The organism is Acinetobacter sp. YH12201 (assembly GCF_013418145.1).
Classification (GTDB): domain Bacteria; phylum Pseudomonadota; class Gammaproteobacteria; order Pseudomonadales; family Moraxellaceae; genus Acinetobacter.
Map to the genome: position 1 here is coordinate 1 of NZ_VPCP01000051.1, position 25,398 is coordinate 25,398.

General features: G+C 40.7%; 15 protein-coding genes and 1 pseudogene. 11 read left to right on the forward strand and 5 right to left on the reverse strand.

Going from position 1 to position 25,398, the window contains the following annotated elements:
* The first annotated feature begins 578 nt into the window (after nucleotides 1–578).
* The 3 genes from FTU91_RS10705 to FTU91_RS10715 are packed head-to-tail and all read left to right on the forward strand — an operon-like array spanning nucleotide 579 to nucleotide 6,743.
* Nucleotides 579–1,253: a hypothetical protein gene (locus FTU91_RS10705; protein ID WP_180082140.1), complete on the forward strand. Its 675-nt coding sequence runs from the start codon at nucleotides 579–581 to the stop codon at nucleotides 1,251–1,253.
* The gene (locus tag FTU91_RS10710; RefSeq protein WP_180082141.1) at nucleotides 1,253–3,526 is read left to right on the forward strand and encodes a hypothetical protein; all 2,274 of its coding nucleotides are present in this window, start codon (nucleotides 1,253–1,255) and stop codon (nucleotides 3,524–3,526) included. Before FTU91_RS10705 ends, FTU91_RS10710 begins: the two co-directional genes overlap by 1 nt.
* The gene (locus FTU91_RS10715; RefSeq protein WP_180082142.1) at nucleotides 3,510–6,743 is read left to right on the forward strand and encodes a site-specific integrase; all 3,234 of its coding nucleotides are present in this window, start codon (nucleotides 3,510–3,512) and stop codon (nucleotides 6,741–6,743) included. The genes FTU91_RS10710 and FTU91_RS10715 overlap by 17 nt, the downstream gene beginning before the upstream one ends.
* A gap of 131 nt (nucleotides 6,744–6,874) precedes the next feature.
* Here FTU91_RS10715 and acnA read toward each other — a convergent pair whose 3' ends face one another.
* Nucleotides 6,875–9,631, reverse strand: a complete 2,757-nt coding sequence (gene acnA / locus FTU91_RS10720) for an aconitate hydratase AcnA (protein WP_180082143.1) — start codon at nucleotides 9,629–9,631, stop codon at nucleotides 6,875–6,877.
* A 363-nt stretch (nucleotides 9,632–9,994) separates the two neighbouring features.
* On the opposite strand from acnA, the gene FTU91_RS10725 reads away from it, so the two are divergent.
* Both FTU91_RS10725 and FTU91_RS10730 read left to right on the forward strand, forming a co-directional pair.
* Nucleotides 9,995–10,303: a helix-turn-helix transcriptional regulator gene (locus tag FTU91_RS10725; RefSeq protein ID WP_004282130.1), complete on the forward strand. Its 309-nt coding sequence runs from the start codon at nucleotides 9,995–9,997 to the stop codon at nucleotides 10,301–10,303.
* Nucleotides 10,300–11,589: a type II toxin-antitoxin system HipA family toxin gene (locus tag FTU91_RS10730; protein WP_180082144.1), complete on the forward strand. Its 1,290-nt coding sequence runs from the start codon at nucleotides 10,300–10,302 to the stop codon at nucleotides 11,587–11,589. The genes FTU91_RS10725 and FTU91_RS10730 overlap by 4 nt, the downstream gene beginning before the upstream one ends.
* A gap of 17 nt (nucleotides 11,590–11,606) precedes the next feature.
* Here the strand turns inward: FTU91_RS10730 and FTU91_RS10735 are convergent, their stop codons facing one another.
* The 3 genes from FTU91_RS10735 to FTU91_RS10745 form a co-directional block, all read right to left on the reverse strand.
* Entirely contained in the window at nucleotides 11,607–14,954 is a 3,348-nt protein-coding gene (locus tag FTU91_RS10735; RefSeq protein WP_180082145.1) for a DEAD/DEAH box helicase, read from the reverse strand.
* Between the two features lie 185 nt (nucleotides 14,955–15,139).
* Nucleotides 15,140–15,418, reverse strand: coding sequence for a helix-turn-helix domain-containing protein (locus tag FTU91_RS10740; protein WP_180082146.1), 279 nt, complete (start codon nucleotides 15,416–15,418; stop codon nucleotides 15,140–15,142).
* Complete coding sequence (locus FTU91_RS10745; RefSeq protein WP_180082147.1) at nucleotides 15,411–16,703, reverse strand: type II toxin-antitoxin system HipA family toxin; 1,293 nt, start codon at nucleotides 16,701–16,703, stop codon at nucleotides 15,411–15,413. The genes FTU91_RS10740 and FTU91_RS10745 overlap by 8 nt, the downstream gene beginning before the upstream one ends.
* Before the next feature lie 237 nt (nucleotides 16,704–16,940).
* Between FTU91_RS10745 and FTU91_RS16795 the strand changes: the two are divergent.
* From FTU91_RS16795 to FTU91_RS10770, 5 genes and pseudogenes are all read left to right on the forward strand, one after another.
* Nucleotides 16,941–17,183, forward strand: a pseudogene (locus FTU91_RS16795) (DDE transposase); the annotation flags it as partial.
* Nucleotides 17,184–17,404: 221 nt separating this feature from the next.
* A complete protein-coding gene (locus tag FTU91_RS10755; protein WP_180082148.1) occupies nucleotides 17,405–19,345 on the forward strand; it encodes a TonB-dependent siderophore receptor in 1,941 nt (646 codons plus the stop codon).
* 2 nt (nucleotides 19,346–19,347) lie between these two features.
* Nucleotides 19,348–23,448 carry a cobaltochelatase subunit CobN gene (gene cobN, locus FTU91_RS10760; protein WP_180174369.1) on the forward strand — a complete coding sequence of 1,367 codons (4,101 nt, stop codon included), beginning with the start codon at nucleotides 19,348–19,350 and terminating at the stop codon, nucleotides 23,446–23,448.
* 8 nt (nucleotides 23,449–23,456) lie between these two features.
* The gene (locus tag FTU91_RS10765; protein WP_180082150.1) at nucleotides 23,457–23,960 is read left to right on the forward strand and encodes a MotA/TolQ/ExbB proton channel family protein; all 504 of its coding nucleotides are present in this window, start codon (nucleotides 23,457–23,459) and stop codon (nucleotides 23,958–23,960) included.
* Nucleotides 23,960–24,265 (forward strand): DUF2149 domain-containing protein, encoded by a 306-nt coding sequence (locus tag FTU91_RS10770; RefSeq protein WP_180082151.1) that lies wholly within the window; start codon nucleotides 23,960–23,962, stop codon nucleotides 24,263–24,265. Before FTU91_RS10765 ends, FTU91_RS10770 begins: the two co-directional genes overlap by 1 nt.
* Nucleotides 24,266–24,466: 201 nt before the next feature.
* Here the strand turns inward: FTU91_RS10770 and FTU91_RS10775 are convergent, their stop codons facing one another.
* Complete coding sequence (locus FTU91_RS10775; protein ID WP_180082152.1) at nucleotides 24,467–24,709, reverse strand: hypothetical protein; 243 nt, start codon at nucleotides 24,707–24,709, stop codon at nucleotides 24,467–24,469.
* A gap of 177 nt (nucleotides 24,710–24,886) precedes the next feature.
* On the opposite strand from FTU91_RS10775, the gene FTU91_RS10780 reads away from it, so the two are divergent.
* Complete coding sequence (locus FTU91_RS10780; RefSeq protein ID WP_180082153.1) at nucleotides 24,887–25,189, forward strand: helix-turn-helix transcriptional regulator; 303 nt, start codon at nucleotides 24,887–24,889, stop codon at nucleotides 25,187–25,189.
* Nucleotides 25,190–25,398 lie beyond the last annotated feature (209 nt).

Here is a 25,398-nt window from a genome sequence, read left to right on the forward strand (position 1 = left end):
AAAGTCGTTTGAATGATTTCTTCTTGGTCTACGTGCCATAAAATACTCCATATATTGATGTTTATAACATCATTTGAGGAGCAGAATATCACTTATAGGAGTTGTTCAAATTTCCGGATCCATCTCTCACCTTAACTACCAACTCAACCGAATCATCTATTGCATCAACTTGATACCCTCTTTTTTGAAATCCAAAGTATCACCACTCGATCCACAGCCAAGTCCAAAATCTTTAATTGTGTAGGTAAATACTTAAAAAGGTTCGTACAAACTCTGCATGTCAACTCGGTATGTATTATCAAAAAAAAATTTGAGCATTATTATTGTAATAATCAGCTGTACTCATCCCTAACCTATTCATTCTAATCAGCTATGTGAACATCATAATAGAAACATGATATTTTTTGCCAACTCACAAATATAGCTAACTAATAGTGAGTATCCACTCGAGGAGGAAAATTTGAAACTTTCAATAATAAATAAACTTTAAAAACAAGAAAAAAATGATGCCTCCTGCCATATTCAAAAACTCTAAATATACGTGAATATTACTGTATTATTTTTATTCAATAGCACACATGGATCTGACATCTGAACTACTTTTGAAGTTTCCAGCAACACAGATAAGTACTCTAAAAAATTTCAAAAAAAGCAGAATCACCATTCATCCACAGGCGTATGGTTTCAACTTATGCTACTTAAATATGTTTAAAAATCTCACTGCAGATTTAGATATTTCTAATCGTATAAAAGAACTCCATGTCTGGAAAACTTCAGAATTTGATGGCTACTCCATTTTCAATAATATTCACTTATATCTTAGCTATTTAAAGCAAGATATTAATGAAGTCACTTTAATTATTCACCATCAACAATCTTTTTCAGATGATGAGTTAGCATTTCTGATGGAGTTATGCAGTCGTGAATTTATTCAATTCATCAAATCTACAAAATTTGATATTCGGTCGTTAAATCCACGAAAAACATTGCATTTAATTAACACACATCTTTCACGTCAAACACTATTAATCCTTAACAAACAATCATCTTTAAAACCACATCATCAAATGAGTCTGGAACTGCTAGCACAACTACTTGCATGTTCTCGAAATCAACTGAATCAGCGGATTAAAAATATTAATCAACAGCGCACACATATTTTTAATGAATTATCACTCAACAGCAGATGTGTAAAAGAACTCATTGATCACTCTGATAGTTGCCTAAGTACAGAAAAAATTTGGAGATCATAGTGTCGAACGATCTAAACGAGCATATTGATTTGCCAGTTATTTCACTGCAAAAAACACTAGAAAAACTGTTTGGTGATGAGCAATTTGAACGTGCACAACACATCAACTTTGTAATTAAACTATTGTCTTTGCAACAGGCTGACAACTTTCTAGATGGTCTCAATCTCGATTACTTTAACGTCGATGTAGAATTTCAGTCAAATCTGCCCAAACCTTCAGTAATCTCTTTTTCTAAAAAAGTTAAGATCAGCAATCTACCGATCACTTCATATATCAATTCAGTTGCGCAATTATCTGAGTCACAAACTCATGCGCAACATTGGAATATTCTAGTTTTAAAAGCGGCAATTTATTTAATTGCTCTTCCTGAGCTTAAACCAGAGCTTTTTAAACAAGCACACACAGAACACTTCAATACCGTAAAGCGCTTATTCCAGCGCTTTAGAACTGCAAATAAAAATTTAGATACTGAAAAAAAATATCAAAATACAGAAGAGTATCAACGTCTCTGGAGTACCTATCTTCAAGATCCAACACAGAGCTTAGAACAATTTATTCAACATCTGATCACATTAGATACGGATGAATTGCCGGAGTTTGATCGCAATCTACTCAATGATATTCGCATTACTTTTAACTACGTTTTAAAAAACAAAGCGAAGATTGCACGTGCAAGTATCGATACACAGCTTCAACATCAGTTTCTTGATGAAGAACAATTCATTGAAGAAAGTATCGAAATCAAAAAAGGGGCTAAATCTAAAGCACTGAATATAGAAACCTTAATTGATGAGCCGATTAATCGGCAAATTGTTGTCAATCCAACTGACGTCACACCACTCGCAGCACATTCAGAAACGAGTCAAAGCTATGTTCTACCGCTTGTTGCAAAACATATTCAACGCAAAGAACATTTACTCACGTCGAGTAGTTTTTTTCCGAATCCATCTAGCGTGAACCATCTACTGAAAAGACTTCATGTGGACTACTCTGAATATCAAAATAAAAGTGCTTTGATCCTAATGCTCGCATTTTTGACCGGTAATAGTGTGAATGAGTGGCTATATATACAAAGCAAGCGAGCTAAAAACTTAAATAACCGCCAAAAAATGATCAATAAAAATGATCAATTCTTCTTAAGCAGTAAATTTAATGTATTTGAGAACCGAGATTTTGAGTATTCAAAAAGCTTGCTTAATCAGACGATCTATTTAGACATTCCAATCCCGAATCTATTCATTGAGGATCTCCGCAAAATGGATTCGGTTAGTTTCGATGATATACAACAATATTTACGCAAATTAAGACAAGAATTATTGATTCCAAAACTGTCTGTCGTAAAGGTGAGTTCTCTACTGCATCATACGGTTCTTGCAAAAACAGGGAATAAACAACTCGCAGATTTAATCACAGGGATTGATGCCAATCAGTCATCATCTGTTTCTTATTGTCATCAGAATATCCTACGATTACATGCACAATATATTGATATTCTAAAATCACTTTGTGCAGAGGTAGCAAGCACATATGAAAGCTGTGTACGTTCGCTCCCTGATTTAATAACTCATTTTGGTAGTCGTAAAGCTCCAAAACCACAGGTCATTACAGAGATTTTTTCTGTATTGAAATTTAATATTTTTTCACAAGCTGAAGACGATCTGATTGTCATTTTTAATCATTACAATCTCTGGCTGTGGCATATCCTCCTTCTTTTTACAGCAGCACGCCCCGTTGCTGAATTCCCTGGATTTCTTAAAAACTTTAATTTAAAACGCCAAATTTTGATGGTTTCAGACAAAGAAGTAGGCGGCCGCAATGGATTCGGACGCCTCATTCCGCTTTGTCCATTTCTAGTTGAAGAAATAAAAAAATTCCTTAATTTTTTAAAATATTTTTCAACTCAAATCATGATGAGTCAACCAGCTTTAAGCGATGTCATACAACGAATCAAAACGAGTAAGCTCCCCCTCTTGGGGATCATCCAAAACAATGATTGGATACCGCTAAGCCCATCTTTAGTAAAAAACTTTCATCCCGAATTAGGTCTTGATCATGCTAACTGGCATCGCCACACAGCTCGTGCTTTTTTAACTCATAAAATTACCGAACCTGAGATTTTAGCTCTCTTTGGGCATGAACTCATGCAACAAGAAGCAGCACATCCTTTTTCCAGTTTATCCCTATCTCAATTTTCTAAAATTGCGAATGTTTTAGAGCAAATGAAAGATCAATTTAAAATTAGCGGGATTGAAGTAAATGTCATCATTCAATAAAAAAATCCAAAAAAAACGCTATGCTGAAGATAGACGTCAACTTCAACGTAATGAATTAGAAAAGACTCTACGAGCTGATGCAGAACAAGAGCTCCGACAATACTTTGATGAACAAAAATTCTCAACTGAGGACTTAATTCAAGCTTATCCTGCGATTTATGAGTTTATTAAACGTAAAGCACCAAATTTGGCTTGGAAAAAATATGCACATGAATTCTTCCGAACATATATCAAAGACCTCAATAAGAGCAATAACCTAGACTTCCCATTACCGTATCTCACCTTTGAGATGAAACGCGATGAACCAATTTTCACTTTGGATTGGATCCAGGCCGGTCATGAAATTGACATCATTATAGAAAAACTTTGGGATTATTGGATTCTTGCTCAAGATAGTTCCGCTTTTTCTAATAATGAAATTATTGGGAATATTCTGCTTTGCTCAATGTTATACGGTGGATTAAATCAAACATCCTCATTAAATGCTTTGCTCGAACATTTAAAAAACCCTGCAAAAATCCAAAAAATTTGCGATTTTAATATCATCTTTTTAGAGCCACTTTCTCCAAGCTATGGCGATCTATTTGTTGATGAAAAAACAATTCGAAAATCACGTAATTTTATCCCAGATCAGCTGACAAGACTTTGGCTCATTCATTTTAATACAAGACAAATTCGTGACATCAGTCTAGATGTGAATGCGTATCTGCACCTCATTTTTCAAAAAATAAAACATCCATACACCAACGAGACTTTTAAGTTTTTACGTGACTACGCCAATTTTAATTGGCTACAACTACAGAATGCAGATATTGATCCTGCCCTCTCACAATGTTTGTTAGAAAACACTCTCACGTGTGGTTTATCAGAACATGAGTTTGAAAACTTTGCATTCCCAAAATTTAAAACTCAATTAAGTGATGAAATCGAACGAAATGTCTCTTCTACAGCCAAAGTCCTACCAGATCTCAATACGTCTGAAGCGGTAGAGAATGTGATATTTATTCATAAAAACTTGCTGAAAATAATTCGCACATCATCAACGGACCAACCTATTGCTGAACTCATTATTGATTTTTGCCTGCGTCACCAAAAGCAGTTTAATGAGTTTTCTAAACGTATTATTTTGTGGCTCATCAGTCTCTATCTACCAAGTTCAGAGCAAATAAAAAAATTATCAGCCACCTTTGATTTTGATACAACTCAGTACACGAAGGTATTTCAAGATAATCAAAAACTCGCAGATAGTTCAATCTATACATATTACACCCGGATCGCAGAACCGTTTTTAACTCATGCCTTACAATACTTCGATGCCGACGATGACATTAATGATCTGCTGAACAAAATCTATCAACAAATCATTAGCAATACACGACTTGCTGATGAAGCAGATCGACCTGAGTTTAAAAAATCTAAAGACCAAACAATCCGCATGTTGAAACGCTTTCACACCTTTCAACAAATTGTTTTTCAAGCGGAAGATTTCGAACTTGAATTTATTGCATCGCAAAGTAGACCTCGTGCACGCATCATTGGTCATACAGCCTTCCAGGTCATATTAAAGAAGTTAAATCAGCTCTTACATGACCAATCCATCTCAGACCATCACTATAAATTATTAAAAATTATTTATATTTTGGCTTACCGTACTGGTATGCGTATTAACGAAATACTCGGGTTACGTGTAAAAGATATCGAGGGTTTAAATCAATTTTCTATCTGGGTTCAACCTTATGGTTCAAAAAAACAAGGGAATCAACATCTGCTCAAAACGGATAGTGCGGAACGGATTGTGCCTGCATACGCTTTGCTAAAAGATGATGAGTACCAATTCTTTAGCGATTTTGTTGTTGAAAAACGTTTAGAGAATAAGAAAAGTTTATATTTATTCAGCAACTTGAATGAAAATAAAAAACTGAATAAACACACTGTCACCGTACCCCTAAAACTGATATTAAATCAGATCTTTAAAGGGCATCATTACTCCTTTCACTCTTTTCGTCACACTGCAGCGAATCATTTATCGCTTTTACTGAACTGTGAATATGCACCACTTGTGCAAAAGCTAACCGACTATAGCGAAAACGAATATCAAAAAATTCGAGCTGAGCTACTTCAAAATCAACATGGACAAAACCATTGGTTTGTTATTGCACATCTCTTAGGACATATAGAGCCAGTTGAAACATTCAAAAGCTATATTCATTTAAGTTATCTGATCGCTGGTCAAAAACTACTAAAACATCATCCAGATATGCCTAATGAATTGGCTAAAAAAATTATGGGACACAATGCAACGTTTAAAAATTTGCAAATAACAAATGATGAAAAAGACTTTAATTTTGAAAAATACCAGGCCGTTCTAGCAACTATATTATTGAACGATCAAACAAAATGGCTTCAAAGTAATGCTACTGACATTTTAGATGAACTGTCGTTACAAATAGATCAATCCCATGATTTTTTTGCTTTCTTTGTTGGAACAGAAGATTCTAAAATTTCACTTCAACGCTTCTATGAAACGCTCAATATATTGGAGACTACTAAAGATCCTAAAAGTACAGCTCAACGTATGTGCTTGCCAGAAGAACTCGTCAATTATTGGTATGAAAATGCTCTAAATTTAGCAAACATTAAATCAAAAAAAGGAAATCCTCGTTTATTTAGTATTGATAGCTCAACCCACTTAAAACCAGCAATGCTTGATAGCGCTGAAGAGCTTCATGCGGTGACTTATTTTTTTGAACATCTACAGAAAATAGCTCGTAAAAATCCAATACAAATTACATGCGTCCTGAATATATTTTTGAATCGAGTGACCGCATCACACACAGGTATCCATTATCGCTGGAAGGATATCGATCAACTCGAACATTTTTACTCCCAAGTTAAGGCTTTATTTCCTGCCAAATTTTGGCACTTACTTGGACAAGATTTGCAAACAAAGTTAGATGCTAAACAACAGCCTCAACTTTTCAAATTAGCAAAAGCATCAACAGATAAACATCCATCGACTCTAGAAGAGTTTCCTCGTCTACAACTCTACTCAGTAAAAGATGGTCATGCTCTTGCTGCATTTAAATTTTGCTTACATCTAGCATGTATTGGTCGCCCACTACCTATTCAGCTTAATGGATTAGATTACATGTCACCTGATACCGTACGTAAGCCTATAACTGTATTTCACCAAGAGGAACTTATTGAAACTGATTAAATCACCGATTCTGGACTGCTCCCAGTATCCTAGACACGAGACAGCCTCATTTTGAAGCTGCCTCAAATGCTTCTGGGCTCATTCCTTAACTGACCGGCATTGTGGTAGGTATCGGGCTTTCATCATTTAATTTAGGAAGTGAGCAAATTACGCAGGACATAGTGCAAGATCCCACCAGCCTTAAAGTATTCCACCTCATTCAAGGTATCAATGCGACACAACACTTGAAAATGGTTACACGTACCATCGGTATGTTGCACATCTACTTCCAGCATTTGATGTGGATAAATATCATCCGACAAGCCTAAAATTGACAGTGTTTCATGTCCGGTTAGATTCAAGATCTGCCGGTTCTGACCCTCCACAAACTGTAAAGGTAACACCCCCATGCCGACCAGATTGGAACGGTGAATCCGCTCAAAACTTTCAGCAATCACTGCTTTCACCCCCAATAGGTTGGTGCCTTTGGCCGCCCAGTCACGTGAAGAACCAGTGCCATATTCTTTCCCGGCAATAATCACTAGCGGGGTTTGTTCTGCCTGATAGCGCATTGCCGCATCATAAATCGAGAGTTTTTCTGCACTTGGAATATGCAGAGTATTGCCACCTTCCTCCCCACCCAGCATTTCGTTTTTGATGCGGATATTGGCAAAGGTGCCTCGCATCATCACCTCATGGTTGCCACGGCGGGATCCATAAGAGTTAAAGTCTTTTGCATCAACCCCCTGTTGCTGCAAATATCGTCCGGCAGGACTATCTTTTTTGATGTTGCCTGCAGAGGAAATATGGTCCGTCGTGACTGAATCTCCCAATACAGCCAAAATCCGTGCCTGTTTGATCTGCTGAATTGGTCGCACCGGCTGATCAATTTCTGCAAAAAAGGGTGGATGTCGGATATAGGTGGATTGCTCATCCCAAGCATAGGTTTGACTTTGTGGAATCTGGATCGCTTTCCACTTGGCATCGCCTTCAAACACTTCCGCATATTCTTTATGAAACATCTCGGTATTCACGTTCTGCAGTGCGGCATCGATTTCCACCTGTGTCGGCCAGATATCTTTTAAATAAACCGCTTGCCCATCAAAGCCTTCACCTATCGGCTCAGCAGTGAGATCAGTTCGAATATTCCCGACCAAACCATAGGCAACTACCAAGGGTGGCGAGGCGAGCCAGTTGGTTTTCACCAAAGGATGCACTCGTCCTTCAAAGTTACGGTTTCCAGAAAGCACTGAGGCTACATTCAAATCGAAACATTGCACAGCTTCTTCAATCGCTTCAGGTAAAGGTCCCGAATTACCAATACAAGTGGTACAACCATAACCTACCAGGTTATAACCCAGTTGATTCAAATAAGGCGTCAACCCTGCTGCATTGAGATAATCGGTAACTACTTTGGAACCTGGAGCCAGTGAACTTTTCACCCAGGGTTTCCGCTGCAAACCTTTTTCGATTGCCTTTTTGGCCAATAGCCCTGCTGCCAACATGACACTGGGATTCGAAGTATTGGTACAGGAGGTAATCGCTGAAATCACCACATCACCATGCTGCAACGGATATTTTTTACCCTCAATCATACAAAAAACATTTTCATGTGGCAGGTTGGCCTGTTTTGCTTCAACAGCCGTACCTCCCCCTCCTTCATTTTCCAGACGCTCTTTTTCTTCTTTGACCGGTTTCAAGGTCAGATCCATGAAAGCATCAAAGGTTTTCGGCACTTGTGACAAGAGTACACGATCCTGTGGGCGTTTCGGACCCGCCAGGCTGGCTTCAACCGTCGACATATCTAAAGCCAGAGTGTCGGTAAAGATTGGTTCATCCCCCGGATTGCGCCATAATCCTTGCAACTTGCTATAGGCCTCTACCAAGGCAATTCTTTCCGGCTGACGTCCAGTTAAACGTAAATAGGAAAGCGTCACCTCATCAACCGGGAAAAAGCCACAGGTAGCGCCATATTCGGGTGCCATATTGGCAATCGTGGCACGATCCGCCAAGGGTAAATCGGCCAGGCCATCACCATAAAATTCGACAAATTTTCCAACTACGCCTTTTTGGCGCAGCATCTGGGTAATGGTCAGCACCAGATCAGTTGCTGTAATCCCTTCTTTGAGTTTACCGGTGAGCTTAAAGCCGATAACTTCCGGAATCAGCATGGAGATCGGTTGGCCCAGCATGGCCGCTTCCGCCTCGATACCGCCTACCCCCCAGCCTAACACGCCTAAGCCATTGATCATGGTGGTATGTGAGTCAGTACCAACTAATGTATCAGGAAAGGCAAAGCGCTGACCATCGACCTCATTACTCCAGACCACTTGTGCTAGATATTCCAAATTGACCTGATGGCAAATCCCGGTTCCTGGCGGCACCACGCGAAACTGATTGAGCGCAGCCTGCCCCCAACGTAGAAACTGGTAGCGCTCGCCATTGCGTTGCATCTCAATTGCGACATTCTGCTCAAAAGCTTGCGGGCTGGCAAAGTAATCGACCATAACTGAGTGATCGATGACTAAATCCACCGGTGACAGCGGATTAATTTTTTCCGGGTCACCCCCGGCTTTGGCCACTACGGCACGCATCGCGGCAAGATCAACCACTGCGGGAACACCGGTAAAATCCTGCATCAGCACCCGTGCCGGACGATACTGGATTTCCTGTTCTGAGGTTCGGTTGTTTAGCCACCCTGCCAATGCATGAATATGCTCGGTTTTCACCGTGAGCTGATCTTCAAAACGTAGTAAATTTTCCAGCAAGACTTTTAAAGATTTTGGTAGTCGGGACAGGTCACCTAACTGCACTTGCAATTTAGACAGGTTGAAAATCTGATAGTGTTCTGAACCGACGGTTAATGTTTCTAAAGTATTAAAACTATTGATATTACTATACTTAGCCATCTAGTTTCCCTCCGGCTTGATATGCTATTTTTATGATCACAGTCAACCATTCCTTTACTTACTGTATGCTAACTGCACGGCGGGTTTGTTATTATTTATTATCAGATTGCGCTAGGCAGTTAAATGCAGGGCTGCCAGGAAATTTTGCCAGAGAGTTGCCAACAGTTCAGATCTGGCTGCCAATTACGTAAGGAGATTAAGGTAAATTGAACCGCGTATTTTAACTGTATTTTCAGAGTGATTTCAGATCACTACGTAGCTAGGGCTTTTACAGATCGAAATGATAAAGTCATAAATTGCTTTTCAAAAAAAAAGAAACTAATATGTTTCTTACAGGACCTAAAAGCAATAAATGTATCTACAATGAATAAGTCTTTACTTCAGCAAATCAAAAAAAGACGAACCCAATTGGGCTTAAAGCAAGTTGATATGCAATCCCGTACAGGCATTTCAAGACAGCAGTACCAAAAACTGGAAAGTCAGGGCAACCCTCGATTAGAGACCTTAGAAATTATAGCGGCAGGATTAAATGCTCAACTGATGCTCATCCCTGATGATAAGGTTCATTTGATCAGACAATTATTGAATGATGAAATTAAAGTCACTATTGAAGATCAGGATGACTTAATGACTAACCCATGGAAGGGTCTTCTCGGAGGAGAGGAACCATGAATACTGTTGCCGTCCTGAAATTAACATTACATCACGGTATCGTTGGATACTTGGCAGGATTTCAGAGCGGAAAAAATATTCTGGTTTTTACAGATTCTTTCCGCTTTGATCAGCAACGTCCGACCTTGAGCCTGCTGACTTCCCCCTTGTATCCTCAAGCGGATAAAATTTTAGAAAAGACCTATGTTACACATCAGCGCTTACACCCCTTGCTATCAAACTTGCTACCAGAAGGTGCATTACGTGAACTGATTGCACAAAGCCTCAAAGTACATATAGACAATGAATTTCAGTTATTGGCAGCTTTAGGTCATGATTTACCTGGAGCACTCATTGCGACTCCATTAGATCCAGAAGAAATTCCAGATGAAATAAAATTCAAACTGCAGATCTCGAATCCAGATCAAATTTTAAAGCAAGAGATTCGAACAGATAATAAGTTTTCCTTGGCCGGCGTCCAAATGAAGTTTTCCATGAAAGCCAAAGATGGGCGTTTTACACTAGCACAGGCAACGGAAACGACTCTACTCGGGGACTGGATTATCAAAACTCCTTCTTCCAGACATGCTTTTGTTCCGCTAAATGAATATTCTATGATGACCCTTGCCAAAACGGTCGGAATAGATGTCCCTGAGATTCGCTTGGTGGATATGGCCCTTTTACAAGACCTTCCACCATTAAATTTACCCCAAGAGCAATATGCTTTCGCAATCAAAAGATTTGATAGACAGAGTACTGCTGATACTACAGAGCTTATTCACATCGAAGACTTTGCTCAGATCTTCGGTGCATATCCACAGCAGAAATACAGCACCACAAATTATGAGCAGATAGGAAAGATCATTTATCAATTTTCAGATAACAAAATTCTTGATATTCAGCAATTTGCCAGCCGCTTACTTGTCAATATTTTGCTCGCCAATGGAGATGCACACTTAAAAAACTGGAGTATGATTTATCAGGACAAAAGAACACCAAGATTATCTCCCGCATACGATATATTGATGACTAGTGTATATATTGAAAATGAGCGTCATTTCGCATTGAATCTTGCTAAAAATAAAGATTGGTATTTAGCTGAGATGAAACACTTTGAACAATGGGCTGAAAAAGTCGGTGTTCCATGGCGTGTTATTGAAAAACAACTTCACGCGATCATGGACAAAGCACGGTCAGTATGGCCAGTGCTATTACTAGACTTACCTATGATTTCTGCTCATAAAGAAAAATTAAGAGAACATTGGAAAAAATTGCATCCAGACTTTCAGATACTTACAGATGATTAGGGTAATCTGAAACCAAACTAAAATTTCTCAAACAAGTTCATCACGTCATTTTCCGTCAGTTTCGCTTCGCCCTCATGATCGGTACTTAGAATAGACTGTGCCAGTTCTGCTTTATTTTGCTGTAAGGCAAGAATTTTTTCTTCTATGCTTTTATTGGTAATCAGCTTATACACAAATACTGGCTTGTCCTGTCCAATCCGCCATGCACGATCTGAAGCTTGATCTTCAGCAGCAGGGTTCCACCATGGATCATAGTGAATGACCGTATCTGCGGCAGTTAGATTCAGACCGACCCCTCCTGCTTTCAGACTGATTAAAAATACTGGCACTTGTCCAGACTGAAATGCTGTAATGACTTCATCTCGCTTTTTGGTCTTTCCAGTCAGCTTCACATAGCCAATTTCTGCGTGATGGAGCTGTTGCTCAATCAGTTCCAACATTGAGGTAAACTGAGAGAAGATCAGAATTTTTCGCCCCTCCTCCACCATTGGAACGACCATATCCATCAACTGTTCAAGTTTGGCAGAGTGTGCCTGCCCGGTTTTCACTGAATCCAGCTTTAGTAAGCTAGGATGGCAGCACACCTGACGTAGCTTCAGTAAGGCATCTAAAATTTGAATTTGACTACGTTTAAAGCCTTTTTCTGCCACAATTTTCTGAATATTTTCCTGCATCGTGGCACGAACAGCCTCATATAACTTGGATTGCTGGTCATTCATATCAATATTGACTTCAATCGTAGTTTTTTCTGGCAATTCTTTGGCTACGTCAGTTTTCAAGCGACGTAAAATGAAGGGCTTAATCCGGTTGACCAGCTTTTGCCTTAACTGCTGATCACCGCGTTTTTCAATCGGATGACGGTACTTTTTATTAAAAATTTCTTGTGAATATAAAAATCCTGGCATCAGGAAATAAAATAGTGCCCACAGTTCACCCAAATGATTTTCCATCGGGGTACCTGTTAGACACAAACGATGTCGTGCTTTTAATTGGCGTACTACCTGTGCAGCTTTGGCACGCGGATTTTTGATATTCTGCGCCTCATCCAAAATGAGTTGATGATATTCATATTGCTTTAGTTGTTCTTCATCTCTCGCTAGAAGCGGATAGGTGGTTAACACAATATCATAGTGCGGAATCTGCTCAAAATTCTGATGGCGGTCGGGCCCCTGTAGCAGCAATACCTTGAGCTCAGGGGTAAATTTCTCCGCTTCTTTGAACCAGTTATGCATCAGCGATGTGGGTGCAACAATTAAGGCGGGACTGTCCTGCAAATATCCAGCCTGCTTTTCCATGAGTAAATGGGCTAAAGTTTGTGCTGTTTTCCCCAAGCCCATATCATCTGCCAGAATCCCGCCATGCTGGGTTTCCCTTAAAAACTGTAACCAGCCTAAGCCCTGCTGCTGGTATGGACGCAACTCCCCCTGAAAACCTTGTGGTGTCGGCAGTTGTTGCTGATAGCCTTGTTTGAATTTCTGTACAAATTGCTGCAGGCGATCACTGACCTGCCATGTCATCCCAAGATTATGCTGCAATTCTAATAATTGACTCGCATCATAGCGATCAATACTGCGCTCTTCTTGCTGTAAAATGCTCTGCAGATGCAACAATATCGGCTTAATATCCCTAGCAGATAGAGCCAAATCAGGTTGATCAACTGCAGTTTTTACGGTGAAAATTTGACTGTCATGCAGATGAATAAAAGTCCGCGGATCAAGTAAATCAGGATTTACTCGCACCAAAGCTACGAGCGCATCAAGCAAATTATAAGAATTGCCTGCACTGTCTTGAACCGTCGCCCCGATATTGAACCAGTCCTGCTGGCCTTCAGATTCAGTGATGGAAATATTTAAATTTTCAACATATTGCAGGTTAAAGGGGCTGTTTTCCAGATGCTCTATCTGCCAGCCCATCAACTCAATTTGATTGATGGGCATCAGCTGTTTGATCCAGTCTCCATAGAAAGCAAAAACCATAGAATCAAGACGTTGTTTATCCAGTTTTAATTGCTGGTCATAACTAAGATCTTTCACCCACTTCAGTGATTCGACCAATAGCTGTAAACGCTGGATTGACTGTTGTTCCTGAACTAAGTCCCGAAGCTGTCGCACCATTTTGCCATGCTGTTCACCAATAAAACTGTCACCTGATGTACCTGCTTTAATTCGCCCGCCTGCATAGGAGAATTCAATTTCAGCACAAACAGACTCTTCCCATTTCCAATCAAATTTATTTAAAACACCGAAGCGTAAAATTGGCTGGGGACTTCCCTCAAGGACATCAATATGCTGAATAGACTCGGGCTGAGGCATTTTTTTCACCTCTGAATATTGATGAGTCAGTTTCTCAAACTCTGGCAAGAGCTTAGCTGGAAGATCAGGCATCTGTAAAAAATGGTACAGAAGATTTGCCGTATATTCACCATATAACTGGCCCACCGTGTTCTGTTGAATATCCACATAACATGGTGGATGGCTCGCGAGAATATGAATATGAGGATTTGATTTTAAATCGAGTCGAATATCACCATTGACCAATTCAATGTTTAAATGCTCTGTCTGTTTGTTTACACCTTGTTGCCAGATCAGTTCGATGTGATAGCCTTGTTCTGACCATTGAAGTGCAGCATGGCTCTTTTTTTTCCAGTACACATCGCCACTTTGAATAAAAGATTTGAAATGCTCCAATAAAATGCTGGAGATATCAAGATTGCTTTGATAAAAGCGTTCGTCGCTGTTTATTTTGGCGTAATAATAAATCTGGTTAAATAATTGTCGTTTTTGTTCAGGTAAAGTCAGATGCTTTCTGGTGATATTTTCATATTGGGTATAATAACTTTCCCCTGCAATTGAGCCGTTTTTATTGCGTCTAGCCTTCTGAACATCAACTGTCAATTTCTTTAAGCTGACCGACTGATCTAGAAGGTAAATTAAATAATTGTTTGTTTCGACAGATTGCTCTGGTTCAGTCTGTTGTAAATACCGTTTAAAATCATTCAACCAGCGCTGCGCCTGATCATCCCCCCATTGGCGTTTTGCGATTCCCTGCGGAGATTGAGATTCAGCATAACGCTGTTGAAATTCCTGACGATATTCTTGAAAGAATAACCGCGCTAAAGCAGCAGCATGTTTACAGTTATATCCAACTGGACAAGTGCAGTCATCATCGATTAAACGGTCTTTTTGGGGATTATAGGTAATTGCGGTATCGTAATAATCTGTTCCTTCAATTTGGGCATACATCGTAACCCCGTCTTTTTCCTCAAAGAACTCAATCGTTTTCCTATCAATGTGTTTAGCATAGCTCTGGCTGCGCTGAAGAGTTGCAGTACTAAAGCGAGATAGAAAATTGATCAATGAGGACATAATTACCAGACACTAAAAATGTTTATACAATTATAACGGACAAAGCTGTCATTTCAGAACAGTAGCCGAACTGCTCAACCTGAGCACAGATTCGACTCACTCAATAGGAATATTGTGAATAAAGACAATCAAATTCGAGAAGTTAAACAGTTCATTGAGATCGAAAATATCCTGATAGAAAGTGATCATTTCTTCACAACAGTTAATTTTAAACCAAATGGGGTCAAAAGTTTTAGCATTGTTTCTAGAGTTGGATTTGCATCTGATCGCTCTAGTTTCTGTAAAGTTTGAAGCGAAATTTTAGTGATCTTGGACATTTCATGTAATGTCAGATGCAGCTCTGTTCTAATGAATTTTGCAATGACATGTATCGGCCAGTCTGGATTAAGCTTAATCATTTCTAAAACATATTGTCTTTTTCTAATTTGCTCTATTTGAGAGAGGGGAATAAAACGTTTATCCATAACAAATCTCCTTTAATTGTGCGCAAATACCTTCAATGCGATATGCACAATTTTCTAGAATTTCATCATCTATCCCGATAGATTTCATCTGGGTTAAAAGCCCTTGATACAAAGGTAACTGTTCAGAAAATAAAGATTTTATTTGTTCTATGGTTAAAGAACTGCATTCTACAATCTGATGGGCAATTGAAGCCCAGTTGTTATCGTCTTTTTCCCATCGAGTAGATCTTGCGATTCCATCTGGATGTAACCACATAGGGGCAAAATCAAATAAAGGCGTTAATCGAATATCGCCATTGTTAAACCTTTGAAATGCTGTATTACGGGTATGATTATCTTTATTTCCTAAAGCGATATTGGCTAAATCTCTTTTTACATATTCAAGAATTTCTGTTTCTGGATCCGTACAGCAATTCATTATAATTTTGCAGACTTCGTTATGAGACATTTTTACTCCGAAGCCCGCTTTTCCACTAAAAGAAGCTAAACTTTCTTGAGCTATTCTTTCAACACGGTTATTCACCACTTGCCGATCAAAACGTGGAATAAATAAAGTTCTTCCATGTAATTCTAGCGGTCTAAACACTCGCAATCCTAAATATGCTGCTATTTGCATATATAAGGGTTCTTGATTCAAAATTTTGTTCAGACATTGATCTGTTCCTCGGCTAAATTTAACCAACCAGTGCTGTTTAGCCATTTCATCAGGTAACGTATGATCAAGATAAAATAACTCATCATGGCCTTGTGTGAGTAATAGTTTTGGCCACTCGCCTTGAACGCCAGATGATCCAGAGATAAATAGTCCAAAAGATGATAATGACTCAAGAAACTCTTCACTACGTTCAATAATTTCCTGTATTGAAAATCCTTGTACTAACTGATCTGAATATTGAGTTAAAAGCCATTCATGAGCTTCTTTTATTCTTAAGTTACCAATAGGATTGCTCGCTCCTACTTTAAGCAATGGCCAATCTGCTGACTCTTCTTCATACTCAGGGCGGCCAAGTTTTTTTAATAATTCTTTTCGACCATATCCTTGAGGTAATAGATCAATTAGAAAAGCTGGCCACGTAGGCTCAATATTGCTTTCTAAATTAATCGGATAATGGTTTGAAACAGCATGACCATCTCGTAACCCCATATGTTCAATTGCATAATCCATTGAATAATATGTTCCGCAGCTAGCTTTCCAACCTTTAGCTTTTTCACCTATTACTTCAATAGTGGCACAATCGATCCATTGATTATTCAGAAATATTTGGATAGAGCAAAAATCATTCATAATTCTATTTAAATAGTAAAGTATAGGCGGTTTTGCCTATTATATACTTATTATAGTAGTAAAGTATTATTTTTATCCAAGTGAGTTTTCAAAATTATGCTTCATCCATAATCCATTCTTTGAAAAGAGCATCCTCGATTTCATAACTACCATTTTCTGGTTTAAAAATAATTTGCGAATAAAAGACATTGATGAATTATTCAAAAACATTGTGATAATTTATTTGGTATTTAGCTATATATGGCTCAACGTGCAAAAGTCAGTCCTTTGAGAATGAGCTTTCATATTACCTCTATTGCTATCCTTAACCTATTGAGATTTGATTCTTTGGCCTCCGCAGGCAATTTGCCTAAACATCTAGAAAGTTTGATGGAAAAATCTAAAAGGTATGTTTTACCGGAAAGAAGAAGTAGAAACTACCCACGAGTTGTGAAAGGAAAACCACAGAAATATCCAAAAAAATGCCAGTCAATCTCTTAACTGACTGGCATTAGGCCGTCGAAGGGATTTATAGGCCACCCCTTTAGCTTACCCTTCGTTGTTATGTACAACAGTGCCTTTGTTTGTGCAACAAAGTCCTTTACTTCTAACAATTGTATCCATTTTGACCATGAATGCAGAAAAGCGTATAAAATCATTTACATTTTATTATGTTATAACATAACATTTTATGGAAATAGATGAAAACCCAATAAGACAATATGCGTATTTTTATTTTAGGTGCCGGACTGTTATGTGTTCAACACAGCACCTTTGCCGCTGAAGATGTAGCAGCGGAGCATCCCATTCACAGTATGAACACCATTGTGGTTACGGCATCGGCCCAACCAGAAAATATCCATGAAGCACTTGCAAGTATTGATGTCGTTGATGGCAATAGCCTTAGAAATCGTTTTGTACGAGATCTATCGGATGCATTGGACGACCGAGTCGGGATTCAAAGTCAAGGACTCGGCTTAAATCGAAAAGGTATTTCTATTCGCGGTATGAATCCAGAACATACCCTTTATCTGGTCGATGGTCAGCGCATTAATTCATCTTCGTCTGCGGTGGCCCATTCGGATGCCGAACTCAACTGGATTCCCGCTGAGGTAATCCAGCAAGTCGAAGTGGTGCGAGGCCCCATGTCGTCATTGTATGGCTCTGAAGCTTTGGGCGGGGTGGTCAATGTAATTACTCGAAAACCGCTTGATGAATGGCAAGGTTCAGCAAGTCTGCAGTCGGTATGGAATGAAAGCGACTTGGGAGGTGATCTGTTTAAAAGTAGTGCTTACCTTGCAGGGCCACTGATTCAAGACCGTTTAGGCATCAGTCTTTGGGGCGAATACCGTCAGCGCGATGCTTTGCATGATCCTGCACAGCATCAAGTATATCTACAAGACCAGCAAAAAAATTCCCAAGCCCATGTGGGACTATTCTGGCAATTAAACCCTGCACAGCAGATAGAAATTTTTACGGACTATGCTGAAGAACAGCGTCAAGATCTGCGCAGTGGAACACGCGGTCAGTATTATCAGGTTAATGATGATATTGAGCGTCGTCGTGTCGGGTTGAAGCATTTAGGTGAATGGGACTGGGGCAAAAGCACTGTACAACTGTATCAAACGGACTTTAAACGTGACAGCCGGCGTAGCGATGGCGGAGACACGACCTCACCACAGCAACTGACGGATCAAATTGCCAGTATGCAGTTGCAATTTGAACAGGGCAAGCATCAGTTTATTGTCGGCAATGAACTGCGTTCCGAACAGTTAAAAGACCCCACCGTGAATCAGCAACACAAAGATCGTGCAACGCATTACGGTATTTATCTGCAAGACACATGGCAAGTCAGTGACCCCCTCAAAATAGGTATGGGCTTGCGTGGGGATGAGCATGAAAAATTTGGTTGGGAACTCAGCCCGAAACTGAGTGCCGCATTGGATTTAACTGAACAGTGGACCCTAAAATCCGGCATCGGCCGGGGGTTTAAAGCCCCCACACTGAAACAGCTTTCAGCTGAGTTCGAGTCGCATGCAGCAATGGGCGGACGTGGCATCATTCGTGGCAATCCTGACTTGCAGCCAGAAACCAACACCGCTTATGAAATCGGACTGCATTTTCATCATGGCGAGTTTGAGAGTTCACTTGGCTGGTTCCAAAACGATGTCGATGACTTGATTGAAACTGCACGGCGCACGCGTTGTGATGTGGCGGGCAAGGTCTGTCTGGATTATGTCAATATTGCTCAGGCCCGGTTGCAAGGCCTGGAATGGCGTGCGGCCTACCAGTTTGAACCAGCATGGCATCTTGAAACCAATTACACCTATCTAGATGCACAAGATCAAAGCAGTAAACAGCCTTTGCCGGATCGCGCTAAGCATCAATGGAATACTTCATTAAATTGGCAAGCCACAGACCAGTTCAGCACACGGTTACGTCACCATTACCGCAGTCGCCAATTCCAGGCGGCGGATCAGCCTTATAGCAAAGGCTATAGCTTATGGCATCTCTATGCTGATTATCAGCTGACCCATCAACTCAAGCTACAAGCAGGGATCGAAAACTTTACCGATGAGAAAACCGGTTTCGATCCTGATCAATTACACAGTTCTACCGATGCTGGTCGTCGCTACTTCCTCGGCCTGAATGCGAGATTTTAAGCATGGTGATCTTTCAGCATTTACTCGCAGGTCAACTCCGTGGGTATTCTCTAGGGAAATTCTGTTTTTGCCTGATCTGTCTATGGGCTGGATTCAGTACAGCGGCCATGGCACAGCAGTCAGCACAGACACAGCTTTTAATTCTGCATAATGATTTTGTCAGTGCACAGAAGTATGAAAAATTAAAAGCGCTGGCAGCACAACAAGGTGTCCAGCTTCAGCATATGAATGTTGAGCAAAAAATGGAACAGCTTGAGTCGGCCATTCAGCAAGCCGAAATGGTGATTTTAGACGTACCTCGGCCACCAGACCGTAAGCAGGTCGAGGACGCTGCACTTGCAAGACTTGAACAGCAGAAGCGTCCTTATATGATTGTAGGCGGTGGAGCACCCAAGTTTCACAAAGTTCCAATGCTGTACGGTTTTAAACTGCTTGACTTATATGCGAGTGGTGGCATGAACAACTTTAAGCAATTATTTATATCCCTGCAGCGCTGGATCACGACCGGGGAAAAAAAGGCTTTAAAGGCTGAAAAAATGCCGGACATCGCCATTTATCATTCCAAAGCCGAGCAGATTTTTGACAGCGTGAAAGCCTATCAGGCATGGTATGACAGCTATCAGACACAGCATACTCAAGCACAGACACGTGTGGTGTATGTGATGCATCCAAGCAATCTAACCAATTTAACCACAGCACGTCTTGATGAGTTGATTGAGCTGACTGAACAGCAGCACGTGATGCCTGTTGTACTGTTGTGGAGTGAGTCTAAAGCGAAAACGACACTGTCTGAATATTTTAAGGACATGCCCATCACGGCGATGGTGAATTTGACGCATATTCAAAATGGTCAGCAACTGGTCGCAGAGCTTGAGAAAATCAATGCCCCCATGATTCAAGCCTTATCCTTTCATGGCAGCATGGAAGATTGGCACAGCGCGACCTCAGGTGTGCCACCACATCTGGCATCGGTGTTTTTAAGTTTGCCGGAAACCTGGGGGTTTTCTGATCCGACGGTATTGTCCATCCATGAGCATGGTCAAGAAAGCTGGATGCCTGGGCAACTTGGCAGTTTACTACGGCGCACCCAGGCACAAGCCAGGCTGAAATATTTATCCAATGCAGAAAAGCAGCTTGCGCTGATGTTTTGGAACTACCCGCACGGGCAGCAAAATCTGTCAGCCTCGAATTTGAATATTCCGCGAAGCCTGGAAAATATTCAGACAGCCTTGCAACACGCCGGATATGACACCCACACGGTGAGTGAACAACAGATCATTCACGATGCCAGACAGCTCCTTGCAGGATTGAATCAACCTGAAAAATTAAAAGATTTAGCCACACAGGACCTGCTTGCCTATTTCCCAGTCCAGGATTATCTGACATGGCTGGCACAACTGCCTGCTGACCGTCAGCAAGAACTCGCCACAACATCGACTCTGGCACGATTGCAAGAACACTGGGCCGTAGTCGAACGTAAGGGACAATGGTATTTCGCGATTCCACGCGTGCAATACGGTAAGGTGATGCTTCTGCCACAGCCACCTCGTTCAAGCTCGGGAAAAGATTACCATCGCCAAGATTCAGTTCCAGACCCGTTGTATCTGGCCACATATCTATATCTGCAACAGCATGCCAATGCCCTGATTCATTTAGGAACACATGGCACACAAGAATGGTTGCCGGGCAAGGATAAGGGTTTGTCAGTCGATGATTATAGTTATCTGACGGCAGGCGATTTACCGATTTTTTATCCTTATGTCCAGGACAATCTTGCAGAGGCAATACAAGCCAAACGTCGTGGACGTGCGGTGACCATTAGCCATCAAACGGCAGCGTTGGCACCTTCAGGTCTATATGATGAACTGCGTGATTTGCATGATCTTATTCATCAATATGTACAGCTGAATGATGGCATGGTGAAACAGGACACGCAAAACCGGCTGATCCAACAAACCCTGAAAAGTGGGATTGCTCAGGATTTAAGCTTATCCGAATCACAAATGCAGGCAGATTTCCCAGCCTTTTATGCACAGTTGCATGATCATCTGCATGCTTTGGCAGGACAGGCCGTGCCGATGGGCTTACACCAGTTTGGGCAAGCTGCAGAAGATGAGCAGCGTTTGATAATTGTACTACAACAGTTAGGTGCAGATTTTATTCAGGACCTAAAATATGACCCGAAGGAAATTTTTAATCGTGATGTTGCCGCGATTCAACAGTCGCTGCCATTTCGTTTCTTAAAGCAGCATGTGTTGGCCAATCCGGATCAGGATACTGAAATTGAACAGATGAAGTTAAATGCCAAGTTAAAAAAATGGATCACGACGGCTCAGGAAAATTATCAACGTTTGAGTGCAGAGATGGAACTGAGCAGCCTGTTAACGGCATTAAATGGCGGCTTTATCGTTCCTGGCTCAGGCGGTGATCCGATTCGCCAACCCGAAACGATCAGTGGACGGAATTTATATGCTTTTGAAGCCGGTAAAATTCCTACTCCATCTGCCTATAGCATGGGCAGTGAAACCTTTGGCCAGATGATTCAACAATATCAACAAAAACATCCGGATAAATATCCTGCCAAAATTGCAGTGAGTTTATGGTCTTCTGAAACGATTCGCCATTTGGGTGTCTCTGAAGGTCAGGTCCTTGCCGCCTTGGGTTTAAAGCCGGTCTGGAATGATGCGGGTAAACTGGTACAACTGGAGATTATTCCACGTGAAGCATTGCAGCGTCCACGGGTGGATGTGGTGGTACAGGCCACGAGTGTCTACAGGGACCAGTTTGATGGTTTTATCCGTTTGTTGGCACAAGCCATGTCCAAACTTGCCCAACTGGATGAAGCAGACAACCCAATTTATACGCATAGCCAGCAACTGGAAAAGGCCCTTATTGCACAGCACATTTCCCCCGAACAGGCTCAGTCTTTATCGCGCCTACGCATTTTCAGCAATGCTCCGGGAGAATATGGTTCGGGTTTTAGTCAGCAAATTTTAACAGATGATCAATGGGATCAGGAACAGCAGCTGGCCAGTACGTTTTTAAATCGATTGCAATATGCCTATGGTGAACAGACATGGGGAGAACAGCTGCCTGTCAACATGTTTGCCGAAAACCTGAAAGGTGTGGAAATGGCGATCATGTCGCGCTCATCTAATGTACAGGGCGTCTTATCAACCGATCACCCTTTTGAATATTTGGGTGGTTTATCGCTGGCTGTACGTCAAGTTCAAGGTGCTTCGCCAGAATTACTGATAACTGATTTACGCCAGAATAAAGCGCAAGTGACCTTATTAAACTCCTATTTGTCTGATGAAATGCGCACGCGTTATTTAAATCCGACCTGGATTAAGGCCATGCAACAAGAAGGTTATGCAGGTACTTTAGAAGTGTTAAATGCCACGAACAATTTATATGGATGGAATGTGGCAGACCCGGCTGTGGTCCGGAAGGATCAATGGGATGATTTATATGACACTTATGTACAGGATAAACGTCAGTTGGGTGTCAATGAATGGTTTGAAAAGCATCATCCCAGTGCACAGCTGCAAATGTTAAATCGTATGGCTGAAGCCATTCATCAAGATTACTGGCAGGCGGATCAAGAAACCAAAGCTGAAATCGCAGAACGTATTCACACTTTACGTAAGCGCTTGGATCATGTCGATTCATCGCGTCGTGTGGATGCATTTATGCAAGCACAGTTGCATCAGATGCCGCTCAACTCGACAGAAGCAGAAACACAAACCTGGAACACTGATCAGCATGTGGCTTCTGTATCCGCATCGCAAGTGCCAGCGCATGTAGCGGCATCAACAGCGATGCGTCATCAAGGTGTGGGGCTGAATACGCCAGTATCTGTCGAACAGGAGACAGCAACACAACAACTGATGAAAAAGACCGATTTTCAGATGGATGTAGCCAAAATACAGTCGCTTCCTGAAACGGTATCAAACACGGTCAAAGTCAAAGGTCAAACCTTAGAAGCCGTACAAAAGCCAAAAGAGCCACAACAAGATGTCATGCACTATGGCCTTTTATTTTTATTCACGATTTTAGGATTTGGTGCAGCGCATCAAATCTATCAACAACGTCAACGCTAAGGTCGGTTATGCAAATTTTACAACTCGAAAGTCTGATTTATCATGCCTCTAAATTATTTTTATGGCCTGTGATGTTGTTGATCTTACTAATGCTGATTTTTGCCTTATGTGCTTTGGGCAGCTTTATCACTGAAGCATGGCTGAGAAACACGACACGTTATCAGTCCATGTTGGCGCGTTATGCAGATCGTCAAACAACACCAATCAGTAGTGATGATCTCGAACTGTGGATCATTAAACGTCTGGAATGGTTGCGGATTGTGTCACGTACCGCGCCGATGCTTGGTCTGATTGCCACCATGATTCCAATGGGGCCTGCCCTATTGGCACTGTCGAGTGGTCAGTCGGAGCAGGTAGGACAAAACATGGTTGTGGCTTTTTCGTCAGTGATTTTATCCCTCATATCTGCCTCCATTTGTTTTTATATCTTGGTGGTACGTCGTCGTTGGCTGCTGGAAGAATTACGACACTATGAACTGACTCGGTTGACAAAATTGCAGGGAGATAGCTGATGCGTTTTATGGAACAGGATGAAAGTGATGATCCAATGCTGTCAGTAGTCAATCTCATTGATTTGTTTTTAGTGTTATGCGTGATTTTGATGATGCTGGTGGTGCAAAACCCATTGAATCCATTTTCGCAAGACAAGGTGATTGTGGTCCAAAATCCTGGTGAAGCCAATATGAAAATTTCATACAAGAATGGCAAGGAAATCAGGCAGTACGAATCAACCGGGAAAATGGGTGAGGGAGAAGGCAGTAAAGCCGGAGTGACTTATCAAATGAGTGATGGCCGGATGATATACGTCCCAGAGTAATATCTTTATGTTTTGAGTCTGAAGAAAACCACCTCTTGCGGTGGTTTTTTATATTCTTAGATTCTCAGACGAAGTGCAACAAAGATTAATTTAGGTTGAAAGCAAGATGAGATAGCATCAGAAAGAAAAAACAACTGATGCATCGCTCACTAAATTAGTATTCAAATGCAGGCACGATAGCCATTTTGTTTTGAAAACCCATCAAGAGCTTTTACAAACTGCCCCCTCACTATGCAGGCCTGCATCTAAAAAACTGAAATAAAAAACGCGCCATCCAAGCTGTTCTGCTAGGGGCGCAATATCTTTTCGTAAAAATTCTTTTTCCCATTCTGCGCGGGGCAAAAAAGTAAGAGAACTAGCTAGCCCAGTTTCAAGCATGCCCAAAATTTGTTTAGCTAGTTCTGTACGTGGAAAATGCCAAGGGTCATTGGAGATGGTCATCATTTTAATTACTCAGCAATGATTCTTTATTGCTATAGATTGTAAATGTCTAATTAGACTTCTTTAATCTAATAGGATCTAATCAGCCAATAAAGCACCTTTTCACCGATCAACCAACACATTTTATAACTCCATTATTTTGTGGCTTAATAGTCATATATAAACATAAGACCCAATATTATGGATTTAAGATTCAGAAAACCTAAAGAAGTTGTTACTTTATTATGTGAGAGGCTTCGTAAAGAACGACTTTATCTGGAAATGACTCAGGCAGATGTCGCTACACGTGCTGGTATTAGTGTGAATACAGTATCTAATCTGGAAGCTGGTCGAAATGTTTCATTTGAAAATTTAATACTCGTTGCCATGGTACTAGGCCGATTAAAAGAATTAGAGGAACTCTTCAAACCTCATTTAAACAGTGTAGATGACATTCTTCGCTATGAGAGCAATACGGCTCGCCAACGTATCAAAAGAAAATAAACCCATGCTCAAAAAACTTAATATTTACTACAATGGATGGGGTGAATATTGGCTTTAGGATACACTGGTCTTCTCAACAGCAATGAGCCTGTAAATTATTTTGTGTAAGTTCCATTTTTTATAAATGATCTTTTAATCGATCATCGAACTGAATCGTAAACCAATTCATCGCTAAACGCCAATTTTGAATTGGCATGGTCCATTTTTTA

Coding starts and splice junctions, on each gene's coding strand:
- FTU91_RS10705 (WP_180082140.1), top strand. CDS start 579: ATGGATCTGACATCTGAACTACTTTTGAAGTTTCCAGCAACACAGATA.
- FTU91_RS10715 (WP_180082142.1), top strand. CDS start 3,510: ATGTCATCATTCAATAAAAAAATCCAAAAAAAACGCTATGCTGAAGAT.
- acnA (WP_180082143.1), bottom strand. CDS start 9,631: ATGGCTAAGTATAGTAATATCAATAGTTTTAATACTTTAGAAACATTA.
- FTU91_RS10725 (WP_004282130.1), top strand. CDS start 9,995: ATGAATAAGTCTTTACTTCAGCAAATCAAAAAAAGACGAACCCAATTG.
- FTU91_RS10730 (WP_180082144.1), top strand. CDS start 10,300: ATGAATACTGTTGCCGTCCTGAAATTAACATTACATCACGGTATCGTT.
- FTU91_RS10735 (WP_180082145.1), bottom strand. CDS start 14,954: ATGTCCTCATTGATCAATTTTCTATCTCGCTTTAGTACTGCAACTCTT.
- FTU91_RS10740 (WP_180082146.1), bottom strand. CDS start 15,418: ATGGATAAACGTTTTATTCCCCTCTCTCAAATAGAGCAAATTAGAAAA.
- FTU91_RS10745 (WP_180082147.1), bottom strand. CDS start 16,703: ATGAATGATTTTTGCTCTATCCAAATATTTCTGAATAATCAATGGATC.
- FTU91_RS10755 (WP_180082148.1), top strand. CDS start 17,405: ATGCGTATTTTTATTTTAGGTGCCGGACTGTTATGTGTTCAACACAGC.
- cobN (WP_180174369.1), top strand. CDS start 19,348: ATGGTGATCTTTCAGCATTTACTCGCAGGTCAACTCCGTGGGTATTCT.
- FTU91_RS10765 (WP_180082150.1), top strand. CDS start 23,457: ATGCAAATTTTACAACTCGAAAGTCTGATTTATCATGCCTCTAAATTA.
- FTU91_RS10770 (WP_180082151.1), top strand. CDS start 23,960: ATGCGTTTTATGGAACAGGATGAAAGTGATGATCCAATGCTGTCAGTA.
- FTU91_RS10775 (WP_180082152.1), bottom strand. CDS start 24,709: ATGATGACCATCTCCAATGACCCTTGGCATTTTCCACGTACAGAACTA.
- FTU91_RS10780 (WP_180082153.1), top strand. CDS start 24,887: ATGGATTTAAGATTCAGAAAACCTAAAGAAGTTGTTACTTTATTATGT.